At 37.4% G+C, this 16,136-nt stretch carries 19 protein-coding genes; 1 reads left to right on the top strand and 18 read right to left on the bottom strand.

What is annotated here, in order from left to right; genetic code table 11:
* Positions 1-65: 65 nt before the first annotated feature.
* The 9 genes from VXM77_RS04415 to VXM77_RS04375 form a co-directional block, all read right to left on the bottom strand.
* Positions 66-1,541, bottom strand: coding sequence for a spore germination protein (locus VXM77_RS04415; RefSeq protein ID WP_161830827.1), 1,476 nt, complete (start codon positions 1,539-1,541; stop codon positions 66-68).
* A 40-nt stretch (positions 1,542-1,581) separates the two neighbouring features.
* Positions 1,582-1,932 carry a stage V sporulation protein AE gene (spoVAE, locus tag VXM77_RS04410; RefSeq protein ID WP_161830826.1) on the bottom strand — a complete coding sequence of 117 codons (351 nt, stop codon included), beginning with the start codon at positions 1,930-1,932 and terminating at the stop codon, positions 1,582-1,584.
* Between the two features lie 49 nt (positions 1,933-1,981).
* On the bottom strand, positions 1,982-2,983 hold the full coding sequence (gene spoVAD, locus VXM77_RS04405) for a stage V sporulation protein AD (protein WP_262950258.1): 1,002 nt from the start codon (positions 2,981-2,983) through the stop codon (positions 1,982-1,984).
* A 156-nt stretch (positions 2,984-3,139) separates the two neighbouring features.
* Positions 3,140-3,592: a stage V sporulation protein AC gene (gene spoVAC, locus VXM77_RS04400; RefSeq protein ID WP_161830824.1), complete on the bottom strand. Its 453-nt coding sequence runs from the start codon at positions 3,590-3,592 to the stop codon at positions 3,140-3,142.
* Between the two features lie 328 nt (positions 3,593-3,920).
* On the bottom strand, positions 3,921-4,631 hold the full coding sequence (locus VXM77_RS04395; protein WP_161830823.1) for a sigma-70 family RNA polymerase sigma factor: 711 nt from the start codon (positions 4,629-4,631) through the stop codon (positions 3,921-3,923).
* Positions 4,632-4,677: 46 nt separating this feature from the next.
* Positions 4,678-5,118, bottom strand: coding sequence for an anti-sigma F factor (spoIIAB, locus tag VXM77_RS04390; RefSeq protein WP_161830822.1), 441 nt, complete (start codon positions 5,116-5,118; stop codon positions 4,678-4,680).
* A gap of 1 nt (position 5,119) precedes the next feature.
* Positions 5,120-5,473: an anti-sigma F factor antagonist gene (gene spoIIAA / locus VXM77_RS04385; RefSeq protein WP_161830821.1), complete on the bottom strand. Its 354-nt coding sequence runs from the start codon at positions 5,471-5,473 to the stop codon at positions 5,120-5,122.
* A gap of 173 nt (positions 5,474-5,646) precedes the next feature.
* The gene (locus tag VXM77_RS04380) at positions 5,647-6,816 is read right to left on the bottom strand and encodes a D-alanyl-D-alanine carboxypeptidase family protein (protein ID WP_161830820.1); all 1,170 of its coding nucleotides are present in this window, start codon (positions 6,814-6,816) and stop codon (positions 5,647-5,649) included.
* A 279-nt stretch (positions 6,817-7,095) separates the two neighbouring features.
* A complete protein-coding gene (locus VXM77_RS04375; protein WP_338507233.1) occupies positions 7,096-8,397 on the bottom strand; it encodes a pyrimidine-nucleoside phosphorylase in 1,302 nt (433 codons plus the stop codon).
* 168 nt (positions 8,398-8,565) lie between these two features.
* Between VXM77_RS04375 and VXM77_RS04370 the strand changes: the two genes are divergently transcribed.
* On the top strand, positions 8,566-8,847 hold the full coding sequence (locus tag VXM77_RS04370) for a hypothetical protein (protein WP_161830818.1): 282 nt from the start codon (positions 8,566-8,568) through the stop codon (positions 8,845-8,847).
* A 51-nt stretch (positions 8,848-8,898) separates the two neighbouring features.
* Here VXM77_RS04370 and VXM77_RS04365 read toward each other — a convergent pair whose 3' ends face one another.
* The 9 genes from VXM77_RS04365 to deoD form a co-directional block, all read right to left on the bottom strand.
* Positions 8,899-9,072 carry a hypothetical protein gene (locus VXM77_RS04365; RefSeq protein WP_161830817.1) on the bottom strand — a complete coding sequence of 58 codons (174 nt, stop codon included), beginning with the start codon at positions 9,070-9,072 and terminating at the stop codon, positions 8,899-8,901.
* A gap of 13 nt (positions 9,073-9,085) precedes the next feature.
* Positions 9,086-9,310 carry a hypothetical protein gene (locus VXM77_RS04360; RefSeq protein ID WP_161830816.1) on the bottom strand — a complete coding sequence of 75 codons (225 nt, stop codon included), beginning with the start codon at positions 9,308-9,310 and terminating at the stop codon, positions 9,086-9,088.
* 239 nt (positions 9,311-9,549) lie between these two features.
* A complete protein-coding gene (locus tag VXM77_RS04355; protein ID WP_161830815.1) occupies positions 9,550-10,266 on the bottom strand; it encodes a 1-acyl-sn-glycerol-3-phosphate acyltransferase in 717 nt (238 codons plus the stop codon).
* Positions 10,266-10,745: a dihydrofolate reductase gene (locus VXM77_RS04350; RefSeq protein ID WP_161830814.1), complete on the bottom strand. Its 480-nt coding sequence runs from the start codon at positions 10,743-10,745 to the stop codon at positions 10,266-10,268. The genes VXM77_RS04355 and VXM77_RS04350 overlap by 1 nt, the downstream gene beginning before the upstream one ends.
* Positions 10,742-11,551 carry a class I SAM-dependent methyltransferase gene (locus tag VXM77_RS04345; protein ID WP_262953507.1) on the bottom strand — a complete coding sequence of 270 codons (810 nt, stop codon included), beginning with the start codon at positions 11,549-11,551 and terminating at the stop codon, positions 10,742-10,744. Before VXM77_RS04345 ends, VXM77_RS04350 begins: the two co-directional genes overlap by 4 nt.
* Positions 11,552-11,667: 116 nt before the next feature.
* Positions 11,668-12,051 (bottom strand): single-stranded DNA-binding protein, encoded by a 384-nt coding sequence (ssb, locus tag VXM77_RS04340; protein ID WP_161830812.1) that lies wholly within the window; start codon positions 12,049-12,051, stop codon positions 11,668-11,670.
* A gap of 477 nt (positions 12,052-12,528) precedes the next feature.
* Positions 12,529-13,818: a pitrilysin family protein gene (locus VXM77_RS04335; protein WP_262953508.1), complete on the bottom strand. Its 1,290-nt coding sequence runs from the start codon at positions 13,816-13,818 to the stop codon at positions 12,529-12,531.
* The gene (locus VXM77_RS04330; protein ID WP_161830810.1) at positions 13,818-15,092 is read right to left on the bottom strand and encodes a pitrilysin family protein; all 1,275 of its coding nucleotides are present in this window, start codon (positions 15,090-15,092) and stop codon (positions 13,818-13,820) included. The genes VXM77_RS04335 and VXM77_RS04330 overlap by 1 nt, the downstream gene beginning before the upstream one ends.
* A gap of 319 nt (positions 15,093-15,411) precedes the next feature.
* Entirely contained in the window at positions 15,412-16,122 is a 711-nt protein-coding gene (gene deoD / locus VXM77_RS04325) for a purine-nucleoside phosphorylase (RefSeq protein WP_161830809.1), read from the bottom strand.
* Positions 16,123-16,136 lie beyond the last annotated feature (14 nt).

The following is a 16,136-nucleotide window of genomic DNA, read 5'->3' as shown; positions in this document are numbered from 1 at the left end:
CTTATATTTCATCGTAAAAACCCCCTCATCATCCCATTTATCGGAATTTCATAAGGGGGCAACAATTATTCAGGTTGAGAATCTTTTTGGGATTGTCGTTGGCGACTGTTATATCTATACGGAATCGGATAGCGAATAATGGCTTTCATTAGCGCCTTAAAGTTAAATGGAACAAGTGGATAGAGATAAGGTTTTCCAAAACTTTTCATCGTTGCTAAGAAAATAAATCCCACTACAATCGCTCCAATATATCCATATAGTCCTAAAAGAGCGGTCGCGATAATAATAAAGAGTTTAAACATCTTATTAGCAAGCCCTAATTCATAACTTGGGGTAACAAATGCACCGATTGCACCGATTGCCACGCAAAATAAAATTTCCGGACCAAATAGACCTACATCAACAGCAACCTGACCAATTAGAATGGCCGAAACAATCCCAAGCGCAGAAGAAATCGCCGTTGGGGTATGAATGGAAGCTAATCGTAAGAATTCCATACCGATTTCACCTGCTAACACCTGAATAACAATTGGAATACTTCCTTCCTCCTGAGGAATTAAAAAGCTCATAAAATCAGGTAAATATTCCGGATGTAACACGAGTAAAAGCCATGTTGGCATTAAGAAAATGGAAACGATAATTCCTACATAACGAATAAATCTTAAAAATGTTCCCACCGCTGGGGTTTGGCGATATTCCTCTACACTTGTGAGGTGATCAAATAACGTAACAGGACCTATCATCACACTTGGTGATGTATCGACAATAATTGCTATCATCCCCTGATAAAGATGGGCCGCAACAACATCCGGTCGTTCTGTATACCTTACTAACGGATAAGGATTATAAACCTGTCCAGTAATGAACTCTTCTAGTTCTTTATCCGTCATTGTTAATCCATCAACCTTCACTTGTTCAATTCGATGTTTCACATCGTCAACCATTTGTTGATCGGCAAGCCCCTCGATGTACATTAAAACAACATCCGTTTTTGATTGATCGCCGACCTTTAAAATAACATTTCTTAACTTACCTGTACGGATTCGGCGACGCGTTAACGCCGTATTAACCACAATATTCTCAGTATACCCATCCCGAGATCCTCGTACGGTTTTCTCCGTATCAGGCTCAGCTGGGCCGCGTCCAGGATAACTACGGACATCAATAACAAATCCCTCTGCTTCGCCATCAACAATCATAGCCACTAGCCCACTCAAGACACTCGTACAAATTTCGTCAATTTTATCCGTGGGTGTGACTTGTTGGTGAACCAATCGATTATGTACCGTTTGTAAAACATCATTGCCGGGGTGCGGTAAGCTGTTGAGTAACAATAATTGTGTCATTAACTCGACTAATAACTCGGAGTCGACCAGACCCGTTACATAATAAATTTGAAGACGACGTCCCATGACAACAATCTCACGCTGTCCGACATCAAAACTTTTACCAATCCCAAGCTTTTCCTCTAATACCTTTTGGGTCTCATCAATATTCTTTTTTATGACTAAATCAGCCTGCGTCGTTTTATCTTCGGCCATAGTATCCCACCTTTCCTCATAGTCATTCATCCATTACCAATCAGCCTTTCGGTTTAAATACGAGAGCGATAATAAAGGCAAATAAAATGGCTGCCGTAATTCCAACAGCGGTTAAATCAAACATCCCCATTCCAATTCCAATAAACCCTAACTGTTCGGATTTTTCCATAGCTCCATGAATCACTGAATGTCCAAAACTCATGATAGGAAGTTGAGCTCCGGCACCGGCAAATTCAATTAATCGATCATAAAGTCCAAATACATCTAGTGCCGCTCCTGTCACGACAAAGCCACATGTAATATGCGCTGGCGTTAACTTAAAAAAATCTAAGATAAATTGTCCGAGGGCACAAATCAATCCACCAACCACAAATGCTTTTAAGAATATCATCTCGACAATCGCTTCTTTCCTTTTATATTTTAAACAACACACTTATTTATTAATCCGCCGAACAGAGTGCAACAGCATGAGCGATACATGGAATTGTTTCCTTTTGTTGCACAATTAAAGGATTTAACAAGGCCCCAGTCGCCACAACAAGAACCCGTTTTAATCTTTGTTGCTCTAATAATTTTTTAATATGACCATACGTCACAACTGCACAGCAACCGCATCCACTACCACCAGAAAAGACAGGTTGATCCGGTGAAAAAACTAGTTTCCCACAGTCATTATGCTGTTCACTGATATCGTATCCCTCCTGTCTTAGGATATCAACGACGATGGGACTTCCGCAACTCGCCAAATCCCCTGTCAAGATGAGGTCATAATAAGAAGGATCAACTCCTAAATCCACAAAATGTTGCTTAATAGTGTGTGCAGCAGCGGGGGCCATTGCTGCTCCCATATCATTAGGGTTATTTTGAGCCGCATCAACAATAATTCCCGCTGTCGCCGATTCAATACGAATTTTTGTTTTTTTATGACTGACTAACGCCACGCCCGATCCCGTCACAGTATATTGAGCCGTTTCTGGTTTTGGACCACCGTATTCTGTCGGATTACGATACTGACGTTCTGCAGAAGAGTTATGACTACTCGTCGCTGCCAACGCGATTTTGGCATTATCACTGTCTACCATCAACGCGCTCAACATTAGCGATTCCATCGATGTAGAACATGCCCCGTAAATACCGAAAAAGGGAATATTTGTCTCTCTAAATGTGTAATGCGTTGGAACAATTTGATTCACCAAATCTCCAGCAAAAGCAACGGATATTTCATTTTCTTGAATTTTAGCTTTTTCGATTACTTTTGTAATAGCGCTACGCATTAACTGAGACTCAGCTTGTTCCCAAGATTTTTGACCACAATAGGGCTCATCAAACATGACATCAAAATCATCTTTCAGTGGTCCCTGCGACTCTAGTGGACCAACTGCTGTTGCCGTTTCTAATAAGTATACGTCATTAAATTTCCAAGATTGTCTTCCGGCTTTCATTCCTATCATCCTTTTCTAACACGATCAATCTGACTAATTTTTTACACGGAGTCTGTCGTTAAAACGTTGGATACGACACCCCTTTAATAGAACTAAAGCTTCACCTTTAAGCACCCTTCGTCGCAAGGTGGCTTATCATCCAATCCATATTTTTTTCTAGCCTAGTACATTAAACTCTATTAATAAATAGCGTAAAATTCCGAATACATAGGCTGAAACAACAGCAAAGACAATTACCGCTCCCGCTAACTTAAATAAATTCGTCGCAATTCCAAGTACGACTCCCTCACTTTTACTTTCTAGGGCAGCCGAAGTCAATGAATTGGCAAACCCTGTAATAGGAACAAATGCCCCTGCCTTTGCCACTTGACCAAACTCATCGTAAACTCCAAGTCCTGTCGCCACCGATGCAATTAAAATCACCGTTACGAGCGCAAGCGTACTTGCTGTTTCACGCACAAAACCAAAAAAATGAACATACATCTCAATAAGCAGTTGTCCACCAACGCAAATTAAACCGCCAAAGAAAAAGGAAACTAGAGCATTTTTTAAATAATTAGGTTTTACTTCATGATTTTTAATAACCTCTTCATATTTTTTCGTTTTCACAGACGTCACCACTCCTCAAAAAATGAACTCTACACTTTAATATGACTTTATTTCTAAAAATTATAAGTTCTTCTCACAAAATTCCCCATAAAATCATAAAATTAATCGACTAAAATAATTTTTTTCATCGCTTCTAAGAGGGGCAAATACTTTTGTCTTAGTATCAACATTTAATCCCGTTACAAGCTTCCTTAGCTCCTTTGATTAAAGCGAGTCCTTCATCAATTACTCACCTATCTACGTCCATCTAACAAGCTCTCCTTATTTTCCTTAAATAAAAAAAACGTCGCCCCAACCTACGTTTACCGTAGATTGAGACGACGTTTCACTAACTTGTCATCTTTTCTTTTAATTCTTTTAATATTTTCTTTTCAAGACGGGAGACAGCTACCTGATTAATTTCTAACCGCTTTGCGACTTCCGATTGGGTGTAACCTAAGTCAAATCGTAAATAAATAAGCATTCTTTCGGTCGAATCTAGATCCGATACTAGCTGTTTTAACACGATTTTTTGCTCAAGTTGCATTCCTTCACGATGATTTGGAATCCGCTCAATAAGTGGCATATCCTCTCTCTCATAATTATCTAATGAAGAAACATTCGTCGGCGCATTTAACGCCAAAATAATTTGCTCTTCCGTTAGCTCGGTTGCCTCGGCCAATTCTTTCATTGTGGGCTCCCGTTCAAGCGTTTTATTAAGCTGATCCTTTACCTCTTGAATTTTATGAATATTACTTTTAATACTGCGGCTAATTTTGATTGGACTTTGTTCACGAATAAAAGCTTTAATCTCACCAATAATCAGTGGAATGGCGTACGTTGATAAGGTGGTATCATAAGAAATATCAAATTGGATGATAGCCTTTAGCAATCCCATACAACCTATCTGAAATAGGTCATCCTTTTCAACCTCTAAGTGCCCAAATTTATGAACAACAGACCAAACTAAATCCATATGATTTTGTACTAAAATTAGCTTTGCTTCTTCATCACCACTTTGAGCCTTTCGTATTAGCTCCTGAATTTCTTTTTTATTCATCCAACCATCCCTCATGCCTTGTCATTTCTGTCTAATGTTTGCCATGTTACTGCGCCGATGAATCTAAAGGTAAAAACTCTTTTTCAAATGAAACCACTGTCCCAACTCCCACTTCCGAATGAACCTCAAATTGGTCACTAAATGATTCCATAATCATAAATCCTAACCCACTTCGCTCTTCTTCCTGCTTTGTCGTATAGAGTGGTTGTTTTGCCAATTCAATATTTTCAATTCCTTTTCCAAAATCTTGAATAGTCACACGTAAGCGACGCCCAACAAGCGTAGCTTTCATATCGATCATTCCATCCTCATTATCCTCATACCCGTGAATAATCGCATTAGTTACCCCTTCTGAAACAATCGTTTTAATCTCATTTAATTCTTGTGCATTTGGATCTAATGGTGCAATAAAGCCAATAATGACAAGTCGTGCAAAACTTTCATTAATACTTTTTGCAGGAAATTGTAAATGCATCTCGTTATTCATATTATGCAATCCCCCTAATGGCAGACTCTAATTGTGAGTCATCTTCAATAACTTTAATAATTTTTGAAAGACCAGATAATTCGAACACCTTTGAAACTAATGGTTTCATTCCAATAACCATAACCGTTCCATTCACTGATTTTAATTGATTATATCGCCCTAAAATAATTCCGATTCCTGAACTATCCATAAAATCTAAATGTTTTAGGTTAAAAACGATATGCTTAATCTGTGATTCCCCCATCACAGTATTTAGACGGCTACGCAATTGATCGGATGTATGGTGATCTAACTCACCATTTAAATTGACGTATAACACTTGATTTTCAACATAAAGTGAGACAGTTATACTCATAATAATCCCCTTCCCATGTTAGATTGACTCCATTTTAACCGATTAAAAAGATTCATATTTCCTTTTCGACAATTGTAGTGTTTTATTTTTTTCGCCCCTTCCGCAATCGCTCCTAAAATTATCATCCTATTTGTCTTAAAAAATAAAAAAAGGAGGAAAATGCATAAACTCTGTTATGCATTTTCCCCAAATAACATTTGTGACACAATATAGCCGAGTAGTCCAATAAAACTATTTTTTTCAACAGGCTCTTTTACCGTTAAGGCCACTTCTTTATAAACTTCACCATTATAATAATAAGTTAATGTCCCAACTTTATCTCCAGGTTGAATCGGTAACTCCATATTATCGTTTAACGTTACCTCATAATTTGTCTCCTGTTCAGGATCAGTTTTCTTTTTAAGCAATGTAATTGGTTCTGACGTCACAATATCAAATTGACGGTTTTTGGCTAATAAATTATATCCAGTTGAAACTAATTTTTGATCCTCTAATTTTGGAACTAATTCATATTGTTCATAAGCATATTCAATTAAACGCGCCACTTCTTGGTTACGAATATCTGACTTACTTGCTCCCATAACAACAGCAATCACGCGCATATCATCGCGGTTAGCTGTTGCTGTCAAACAATATCCCGCTTCTTTTGTATAACCCGTTTTTAACCCATCAACGCCATCAACATACTTTAATAACTTATTCGTATTAACTAACCAAAATGGAGATTCCGTATCCTGGCGAATATAATCTTCGTAAAGACCTGAAAACTCCGTAATCTCAGGATAGTCTTGGACTAAATGACGTCCAATAATTGACATATCATACGCCGTTGTTAAATGTCCTTTTGTCGATAATCCTGTTGGATTTTTAAACTCCGTGTTCTTCATCCCTAATTCTTTTGCCTTCTCATTCATTTGTTCAACGAACTTTTCTTCTGTTCCGGCTACACGTTCAGCAAGTGCCGTTACCGCATCATTCGCCGATGCAATAGCAATACTTTTGAATAAATCCTTTACGGACATTTCCTCACCTGGTTTTAAGAAAACCTGTGATCCCCCTAGACTAGCCGCATGCTCACTGACACGAATCACTTCATCCCACTTCATCGATCCATTCTCGATTGCTTCTAGGATTAAGTACATCGACATCATCTTCGTCATACTCGCGGGTGCGAATTGTTCATGAGCATTTTTCTCATACAAAACATTCCCTGTTTGTGCCTCAATTAAAACCGCTGCCTTACCATCTGATACTAACTCATCTGCACGAGCCACAGTCACATGAATAAAGCAACTCAACGTAAAGCATGCAACTAAACTAATTAACACTTTTCTTATTTTCATTTTTACACCTCTTTTTCTTCCTGTGGCGTTACTACACATTTATGTCTCCCGAATTTAAAATATACCTTGTGACAGAAAGGTCACCTCCTTTTCACTTTAGGGCACCTTCTTCTTTTAGCAGATAACAACGAAATCCACCTAATCTGCCCTTGATTTGTTATAAATTGTTGCATTTCCTCCATACGTCTTCCTGCAAAAAAAGTTAGCCCGTAAAGACCCCTCGGTCTTAGCAGGCTAACCTTTTCATTGACTATTTTGTCACATAAAAAAACGATTAACTTAGGCAATGACATCATAAATTAAAGTAGGTGGACACACCGGGTCCTTACAGATACAATACGCCTTCTGAATATAGGCGATTGCCTCTTCATTATCAACACGATTCGCGTGAATATAAGCTAATACATCTCCTTCACCCACCGAATCACCGACTTTTTTATCGAGAACAACACCGACAGCCATATCGATCATATCATCTTTCGTCGCACGTCCCGCTCCAAGTTTCATCGCTGCAAGTCCAATGGATAACGCATCGATTTGGTGAACGTATCCTGTTTGAGAAGCTTTAACCGGAATAATAGAAGCTGCTTTAGGCAATAAATCAGGATTCTCGATTTGAGCAACATCACCGCCTTGAGCTTGAACAAACTCTTTAAACTTGTTAAACGCCTCTCCGCTATGAAGTTTCTCTTTAAGTTGCTCATAAGCCGTTTCAACATCCGGTGCCTTTTTCGCTAATACAACCATTTGACTTGCTAATTGAAGCACAAGTTCCTCTAAATCTTTTGGTCCATGACCCTTCAACGTTTCAATGGCCTCCTTCACCTCAAGCGCATTTCCAATGGCTAACCCCAATGGTTGATTCATATCTGTTAAAAAGGCCACCGTCTGGCGATGGGCATCGCGTCCAATTTCAACCATCGCTTGAGCAAGCTGCTTCGCATCCTCTAATGTTTTCATAAACGCCCCGGCACCAAACTTTACATCAAGAACGATCGCATCAGCACCCGCGGCAATCTTTTTACTCATAATAGAAGAGGCGATTAACGGAATCGACTCGACTGTCGCTGTCACATCTCGTAGCGCATATAAATATTTATCTGCCGGCGCTAAGTTTCCAGTTTGGCCGATAATAGCCAGTTTAATTTCATTAACTTGCTCGATAAAACGTTCCATATCAAGCTCAATCGTCATGCCTGAAATGGATTCTAATTTATCTAGCGTACCACCTGTATGGCCTAATCCTCTTCCACTCATCTTAGCAACAGGAACTCCCATTGAGGCAACCAATGGTCCTAAAATTAAAGAGGTCTTATCCCCTACTCCCCCCGTTGAATGTTTGTCAACTTTAATTCCCTCGATGGCTGATAAGTCGACAACTTCCCCACTGCCAACCATCGCCTGTGTTAGAGCTAAACGTTCAGCAGGCGTCATTCCATTAAAGACAACCGCCATTAAAAAGGCAGACATTTGGTAATCCGGGATTACTTTATCTGTATAATTTCGAATCATCCATTCAATTTCTTCAGTTGTTAATTCAATATGATCGCGTTTTTTAGCGATTAAATCTACCATTCGCATGCTAATCACCTATTTCCATTTATGATAAAAACACTTTCAATTATACCTTAAACAGGGGGGCGGATGAAATGTCTCCATGAAAATATCTATTAAAAAAGCGTTTTTTTGAATACTTCCCATAAGTCGTGGGAAAATATAAATATAACTTGATATCATTGGGGTGAAAATATGTTTCGACAACACAAAATCTTATGCGAAAATAAAGAAACAGTCATCTATCTTTTTCTATACGATCAACAGATTGACTTAGAAACAATGAAAATTATCTTTGCTCAAATTTCAAGTCAAAAACTCGAGGCGCGAATTATTGATTACTTTAAGCAATGTAACATTAAATATCAAGGGAATCATGTGCGACTCGTTTATCGTGAAACCATCATTCGAGACTTATATCTCAGTCATTATCACCAATCACATACGGACGCAACAAATGTCATCCATCTTTTTTAATATATTACCCACTTGGGACGTAAAAGCTGTAAAGAACATTCTTTACAGCTTTTACTTTTTCTCGGATGTTTTTGATTTTTTAAACCAATGAAATTCCTGTCCCATCTCAGTTGATAAATCAACGGGTGAAAGGAACGATCCAAAAAGATAACGATTCATCTCTTGTTCCCATGCTGTTGTAAAAGCATCAGGATAATCAATTGGCTGTCTCTTTTTCTGTTTCATGACAACCCTCCTTTTATGATAACATCCCCGTTAAACTCGCAAGTAATACAATAATCACTAAATAGATTAAAACAGCGATTGAAAAGTTCCGTTTATTCGCATTTAAGCGCCGATTAAAACAAAAATAACCAAAAACGATGAAGTTAATAATAGGAAGCATCGCAATTAAAATTAAAAATAGCCACTCTTCAATTTTAACTACGGGTTCAACCGATGTCTTCTCACGTTCCGCTTCCATCTATCCACGCCCTTCCCGTATCAAAGATAAAAATAGTATTTGAAAAAAATTGATTTTTATACCCTATTTTACTTGTGCTTATCAAATAAACGACGCTCAGAAGGGAAAAGATTACGGCTTTCTACCCTCTAGTCTTCATCTCATGCAAAACAAGGCCTGTCCTTAACCTACTAGCCCCTTAGGCCATCAAAAAAGAGGTGATCCGATTGGTCACCTCTTTTCAATTCATCTCTATTAATCTAGCTTAAAGGCTTTTTAATAAGTGCTTCAACTTGCTCACACACATCATTTGTTGGCAACTCGGCATAAGTCTCATAAGGAATAGGATCGTGAACCTCTAAACGAATCACAGTACGGCGCGGCCAACGTTTTGCCACCTCATAACTATTATAAATCGTTACGGGTATAATGGCAGCCTTAGCCTTCTGGGCTAACTTAAAACTACCTGCTTTAAATGTTCCCACTTCAGCCCGAACCATACGCGTACCCTCAGGAAAAATCACCATTAAATGACCTTCCTTCACACTCTTAGCCGCAGCCGAAATCACCTTAACCGATTGTCTCACATCATTTCGATCCATAAACTGACACTGGATTAAACGCATCGCATCGCTTAGTAAGAAAATATGATCCAATTCTTTTTTAGCCACATAGCCATGTGGACGTTTAATCACCTTTAACATGGCGACAATATCAAGGTTACTTTGATGATTCGCATAAATAACCCCATGCTCGATTGTATCTAACTTTTCAAGCCCCTTTGCTTCAACTCGAACGCGAAAAATAAGTGGGATCGCCCATGAAACAACCCAACTAATAAAGTTAAAACGCTCAGTATTAGAGTATTGATCCCCCTTTAATTGCTGTACTCGTGCATTCACACATAAAACAACAATTACAACAAGTGCTAACGCCGTGAGTAAAACGCCTAGCACAATCCATAAAATGGTTAACATTATTCCTTCACCCTTTCATAAATAGTAAAACGTAATTCATGACTTACTTTCTCCTTAACTTTCACCCATTTCGAAAAGTCTAGCGGTGGAAAATAGCAATCTCCCTCAAATTCCCTTTCAATATGTGTGATATAAAGACGCTCGACATAAGGAAGAAACTGTTCATATATTGAACGGCCACCTATAATAAATAACTCTTTCTCTTTCGGATAATGTTCGATAAACGTGACACCATCTGTAAGCGTCGTTACTTCCTTAAAGTCATAACTTTTTATCGTCGTTAAAACATAGTGATGTCGGTTTGGAAGAGGAACCCCTTTATAGGAGAGGATAGATTCAAAGGTTAAACGTCCCATTAGTAAATCGTGTCCTGTTGTTATTTGCTTAAAATAATCAAGATCCTCCTTATAAAACCAGGGTAACCGGTTCTTCGATCCAATTAAGTGATTCTGATCAAAGGCAACAATCAAGGAAATCATAGGCTGTCCGCCTTCTTATTCATGTCCTCAATCTCAATCACACCATAAAAAAAGTGACGCTTTTGATTTTGTCGAGAAATAGTAAACCCGAGCTTTTCAATGATAGGATTTTTATAACCCGATTTTACTACTACGCGTTTTTTAGCGACACGAATGGCCTCCTTCACATGGTCCTCCGTCATCACATCATAAGCAACGACCGGCTTAATGACTTTAATGCCCTGAGAACTTTCTACAGAATGATGAAACATAAAATCAAAATAAACGACATCGAAGGCATCATTTTCACAAGTGCGCAAATAATCTAAATTATCTGCTCGCACTAAAGAAACTCGGTCAATCAGCGCCTTCCACTCCGGCTTTTCATACGCTGCAAAATAAGTAAGTCCTTCCCTAACCAAAACAAATAATGGGAAGCTTTTTTCTAATGACACCACTTTCCCCTGTGGTCCTACTTGATAATTAGCTACGAGCGTATCGCTTGCTAGTCCTAGCGTACAATCTAAAAAACTCATCCCCTCTTTAAGGCCACATGCCGTAACTAAGCTATCCGTTTGCCCACGTTCAAGCTGTTTAATACGGTGCATTGCCATATTAGGGTGGAAAAAGACCTCTTCTTGACCTTTCTCATAGTAACTCAACCCTCTTTGGTTATTCACCACAAATAGTTGAGAATCCAAAGAATCAAGTAATGACTTTACGGTTTTTTTTCTTCTTGGCACAAACGGAATCGATAAATCATCTGCGAGGTGTTTTGCCCTTTGAACTAATTCCGCTGTTTCATCAAATGCTGTTGTAACAATCACCTTATCACCACTCTTTTTAAACTCTTATCTTCTTATTGTGACAGATAACAGGCAAGAGTTCAAGTTGTTTTAGATGGGAACTAAAAAATCGTCCTTTTACTGGACGATTTTTTCATTTATACCGAAGCTTCCTCCACTTTCATCTCTGTTAGTTCACTACTTTCTTTTATCGTTGATGTTTTCGTTTGAATAAACGATACCTTTTCTGCCACTACCTCGACCACCCGCAATGACTTATGATTAGGAATTTCATAAGTTTTGTGAACTAACCTTCCTTTAATTCCAATAATCGCACCTTTTCCACAATATTCTACCACGTTATGTGCTAAACCTTCCCACAAACTTACATTGATAAAATCAGTCTCATATTCGCCCGTCACTGAGTTTTTAAATGAACGATGAACCGCTAATGTTACCGTCGTCACTCGTTTCCCTTCCTGAGTCTCCATTAATTCCGGTTGACGGACTACCCGTCCAACTAAAACAACATTATTAAGCATCAATATTCTCCTTTATTTTGTGTCTTCATCTAACTATACGCAAAAAAACGACGATTTCCTTTTTTAATTTAACCTTTTTTATTCACTTCGTTCTCATAGGCTAAAAATTATTGAAAACGTATTCTGTCGATTTTTCTGCAAAGGACACAAAAAAGACATATTTTCTTGTCGAATTTTGATATAATAACAACTGTATTCATGAACATCCCCCCCCCGTTCATGTAATACATTCCTTTCATTATTGTTTTTCATTCCATTTTTTAATTTTTACATCCCCTCATCAAACAAATGTATTGGGTTAAATTTTAACAAACTTTTTTTGTTAAAATTCCAAAAACCTTATACTATTCCCCTCTGGGAGAATTAGTGCCCCCCACTAATTCTCCCCTTTTTTTATTTTCCTGACTAAATCTATTAAAATGCAACCTTTTGATAGGATGAAATAAATCTAAAAAAAAGCTCTCATATGAGAGCTTTTTACGATTGTTTAGGGAGTAATTTAAATGTGCTCATGCGATCTTCAATAAAATATTCTTTCGCAATCGTTTGCAAATCTTGTAAACTTAACTCCTCTAAAATATCTAAGATTGAGAATAATTGAACACCATTAAAAGCATATTGTGTAAATTGATTTGCAATAAACTCAACTGAGTTTAAAGCTGATAGGAAGCGTCCAACTTTTTTATTTTTAATTCGTGTAAATTCAGACTCATCAATTGACATGGTTGGAATGGTTAAAAGCTTATCCTTAATACTTTTAGCCAATTCATCAGGGTAGCGTGTATCCCCTCCGACAATTGAAAATCCAAATGATAACTCACAATTTGTCTCATATGAGAACGTATCATTAATATAGCCTTTATCTAATAATTCTTCGTAGTACGTCGATGAACTACCAAATACTAAATCAAAGATAATATCTAATGCAACTTCTTTTTTCAATAACGCACGTCCATCCTGATCGACGCTTGCATCTTTTACCCCAACAAATACTTTTGCTGTCCCAACTTCCATCTCCAACGTGCTTTCCTCACGAAAAACTTGTGGATTTTCTTTCGGATACTCACGAGGAATTGGGTCTTCTTTTTGATAATCTTTTTTCGCTTGATTTTCACGAACAAGTGCCATCATTTCTTCAACATCAAAATCCCCGATTACAAATAAAAGCATATTTGATGGGTGATAGAATGTATGATAACATTCGTATAATAATTCAGCCGTAATGGGTTGAATCGACTCAACCGTTCCGGCAATATCAATTCTCACGGGATGAGTTTTAAACATGTTTCCAATGATTTCATAATATGCTCGAAAATCGGGATTATCATCGTACATCTTAATCTCTTGTGCAATAATTCCTTTTTCTTTTTCAACGGTTTGCTCCGTAAAATAAGGAGATTGGACAAAGTCGATGAGCGTCGTCAAATTCTCTTTTAAATCACTCGTACATGAAAATAAATAACAAGTTCTTGTAAACGATGTAAATGCATTAGACGAGGCACTATGTGCAGAAAATTTTTCAAACACATCATAATCTTCTTTTTCAAACATTTTATGTTCAAGGAAGTGAGCAATTCCATCAGGCACTAATTTCATCTCATCTTGACCAATTGGAATAAAATGATTATCAATTGAACCGTATTTAGTCGTAAATGTCGCAAATGACTTATTAAAACCTGGCTTTGGAAGCATGTAAACTTCTAATCCATTTTCTAATTGTTCATAATATAATTTTTCTTTTAATTGAGGAAACTCTTTAAATTCCATTACTCGGCCACCTCTTTTCCTGTTAAGAAGAAGACTGTATCCTCTTTAATTTTTTTGGCTACTGCAACAACTTGCTCAGCTGTCACGGCATTCACCGCTGCTACCCATTCTTCAACACTTAATGGATGTTTTAATAATTTATTTAATGCTTCGTGAGCCATCATTCCTGAAGCTTGATCCATAGATTCTAATTTTGAATTAATTAAAGATTTTTTCGCTAAGTCTATTTCTTTCTCACTAAAATTACCAGACACCATATCTTTTAATTGCTCATCAATGATTTTAAGAGCCTTGTCATAATTTTGTGACTCAATCCCTGAGTATACATACATGACTCCTTTATAATTATCTAAGCGAGAGGCACAGTAATAACAAAGCGATTCCTTCTCACGCACATTCATAAACAATTTCGAGTGCGCATATCCTCCAAAAATTCCATTGAATACGAGCAATGGTAAATAATCATCATCGTCGATTCGTGTATGCGTACGATATCCGATATTTAATTTACCTTGTGAAATATCTTGAACCTCTTTAATGACCTTCACTTCTTGGATGACTTTATCTTCATGATCAATAACTTCTTGATTGACGCTTCGGTGAGCAAAGTTAAACTGTTTACTAAATATTTCATAAACATGTTGTGGGTCAATGTCCCCAACAACTGCAACGCTAACTTGGTTATTGTTTAACATTTCCTCATACGTTTTCATTAAATTTTTCCCGTTAATTTCAGCTAAATCATCGGCATATCCAATCGAATTGATACTAAACGTCTCACCTTGACACATGTTTTCAACGAGCTTTTGTAAAGAATATGAGACTTTATCATCATAAATCGACTCAATATATTCTTTTAATAAACGTTTTTCAATGTCAACCACTTGCTCCTTAAAAGCACCATCTACCAGCAATGGCTTTAAGATAACTTCTTTTAAAAGCGCGACTCCCTCTTCTAGTAAAGGCTCTTGGTGACCTAAAAATTTCTCATTTGCTAAAGAAAGATAGAATTTAATATTATGCGTTTTCCCTCTTTTCTCAACTGTCGTTGATAACGAAGCTCCATAGAGCGATTCTAGGTAAGTATTTAACGCCTTTTTCGAAGGATATTTCTCTGTTGCCCCACGTAAAACATAAGGTAATAATGAACGCTTCGTCACTGTGTCACGATTGATCTCCGACTGGAATGAAACTGAAATAAGATTCGTTTTAAATTTATCCGTTTTTATTGTTGTTAAAGTATAACCTAAATCATCAAATTGACGAACTTCCATAGAGTCACCACCTATTTTTCTAATATGAATTAATACACGGATGTTTTGAAGAGAATTCGGCCATTTTATTAGTCCATTGATTGTTGTTAACAAAAAAAGCCATTTTAAACTAGTGGGCACACCTCACCTAAATCTCTTCAGATTTTCCTCATTAAACACGATAGAGTACACGTTAAAACTCACTCTTTCACTATTTTATGATTTGTTGCCTTCTTTTAGTCAGAACTTTCACTCTTTTTTAAAATTTTTCTTTTCATAAACATTCTTAAACTTGATACAAAAAGAACAACCCCTTAGAGGTTGTTCTTTTTAATTAAGATTACGCTAACTCTAATGCAATCTCCATCATTTGCGTAAACGTATTTTGACGTTCTTCTGGAGTCGTTGCTTCATGTGTCACTAATGAGTCAGAAACAGTTAATAAACATAGCGCATTAACTCCTGCATAAGCCGCATTCATATATAAGGCAGCAGCCTCCATTTCAACCCCCATAACGCCCATTGCGCCCCATTTTTTCCATGAGTCTTTTTGAGCGTCATAGAATGTATCTGAAGATAAAATGTTTCCTACTTTAACTTCGATTCCTTTTTCTTTTGCAACATTTACAGCTTTATTTAATAATTCCCATGAGGCAATAGGTGCGTATGTTCCTGGAAGCTCATATTGAGCCGCATAGTTTGAATTTGTACAAGCACCCATTCCAATTAATACGTCACGAATTTTAACATCTTCACGGATAGCCCCACAAGAGCCAATACGAATTAAATTTTTCACACCGTAAAAGTGAATTAATTCATAAGAGTAAATACCAATTGAAGGGATCCCCATTCCAGAACCCATTACAGAGATTTTTTTCCCTTTATAAGTTCCTGTATACCCAAACATATTACGAACAGTATTAAACTGTACCACGTCTTCTAAATACGTGTCGGCAATAAATTTAGCACGTAAAGGGTCTCCTGGTAATAAAATAGTTTCGGCAATTAAGCCAGGTTCACTACATTGAATATGCGGTGTAGGAATTGTCATAAATCTCGCTCCTT

It is taken from the genome of Turicibacter sp. KK003, assembly GCF_037014675.1.
Lineage (GTDB): Bacteria > Bacillota_I > Bacilli_A > MOL361 > Turicibacteraceae > Turicibacter > Turicibacter faecis.
The sequence above is the reverse complement of the archived record's forward strand: the minus strand, read 5'-3'. Positions and strand labels throughout refer to the sequence as shown.

Excerpts from the sequence above, each read along its gene's own strand:
- VXM77_RS04415 (WP_161830827.1), bottom strand. The coding sequence starts at position 1,541 with ATGGCCGAAGATAAAACGACGCAGGCTGATTTAGTCATAAAAAAGAAT.
- spoVAE (WP_161830826.1), bottom strand. The coding sequence starts at position 1,932 with ATGATATTCTTAAAAGCATTTGTGGTTGGTGGATTGATTTGTGCCCTC.
- spoVAD (WP_262950258.1), bottom strand. The coding sequence starts at position 2,983 with ATGAAAGCCGGAAGACAATCTTGGAAATTTAATGACGTATACTTATTA.
- VXM77_RS04395 (WP_161830823.1), bottom strand. The coding sequence starts at position 4,631 with ATGAATAAAAAAGAAATTCAGGAGCTAATACGAAAGGCTCAAAGTGGT.
- spoIIAB (WP_161830822.1), bottom strand. The coding sequence starts at position 5,118 with ATGAATAACGAGATGCATTTACAATTTCCTGCAAAAAGTATTAATGAA.
- spoIIAA (WP_161830821.1), bottom strand. The coding sequence starts at position 5,473 with ATGAGTATAACTGTCTCACTTTATGTTGAAAATCAAGTGTTATACGTC.
- VXM77_RS04380 (WP_161830820.1), bottom strand. The coding sequence starts at position 6,816 with ATGAAAATAAGAAAAGTGTTAATTAGTTTAGTTGCATGCTTTACGTTG.
- VXM77_RS04375 (WP_338507233.1), bottom strand. The coding sequence starts at position 8,397 with ATGCGAATGGTAGATTTAATCGCTAAAAAACGCGATCATATTGAATTA.
- VXM77_RS04370 (WP_161830818.1), top strand. The coding sequence starts at position 8,566 with ATGTTTCGACAACACAAAATCTTATGCGAAAATAAAGAAACAGTCATC.
- VXM77_RS04365 (WP_161830817.1), bottom strand. The coding sequence starts at position 9,072 with ATGAAACAGAAAAAGAGACAGCCAATTGATTATCCTGATGCTTTTACA.
- VXM77_RS04360 (WP_161830816.1), bottom strand. The coding sequence starts at position 9,310 with ATGGAAGCGGAACGTGAGAAGACATCGGTTGAACCCGTAGTTAAAATT.
- VXM77_RS04355 (WP_161830815.1), bottom strand. The coding sequence starts at position 10,266 with ATGTTAACCATTTTATGGATTGTGCTAGGCGTTTTACTCACGGCGTTA.
- VXM77_RS04350 (WP_161830814.1), bottom strand. The coding sequence starts at position 10,745 with ATGATTTCCTTGATTGTTGCCTTTGATCAGAATCACTTAATTGGATCG.
- ssb (WP_161830812.1), bottom strand. The coding sequence starts at position 12,051 with ATGCTTAATAATGTTGTTTTAGTTGGACGGGTAGTCCGTCAACCGGAA.
- VXM77_RS04335 (WP_262953508.1), bottom strand. The coding sequence starts at position 13,818 with ATGGAATTTAAAGAGTTTCCTCAATTAAAAGAAAAATTATATTATGAA.
- VXM77_RS04330 (WP_161830810.1), bottom strand. The coding sequence starts at position 15,092 with ATGGAAGTTCGTCAATTTGATGATTTAGGTTATACTTTAACAACAATA.
- deoD (WP_161830809.1), bottom strand. The coding sequence starts at position 16,122 with ATGACAATTCCTACACCGCATATTCAATGTAGTGAACCTGGCTTAATT.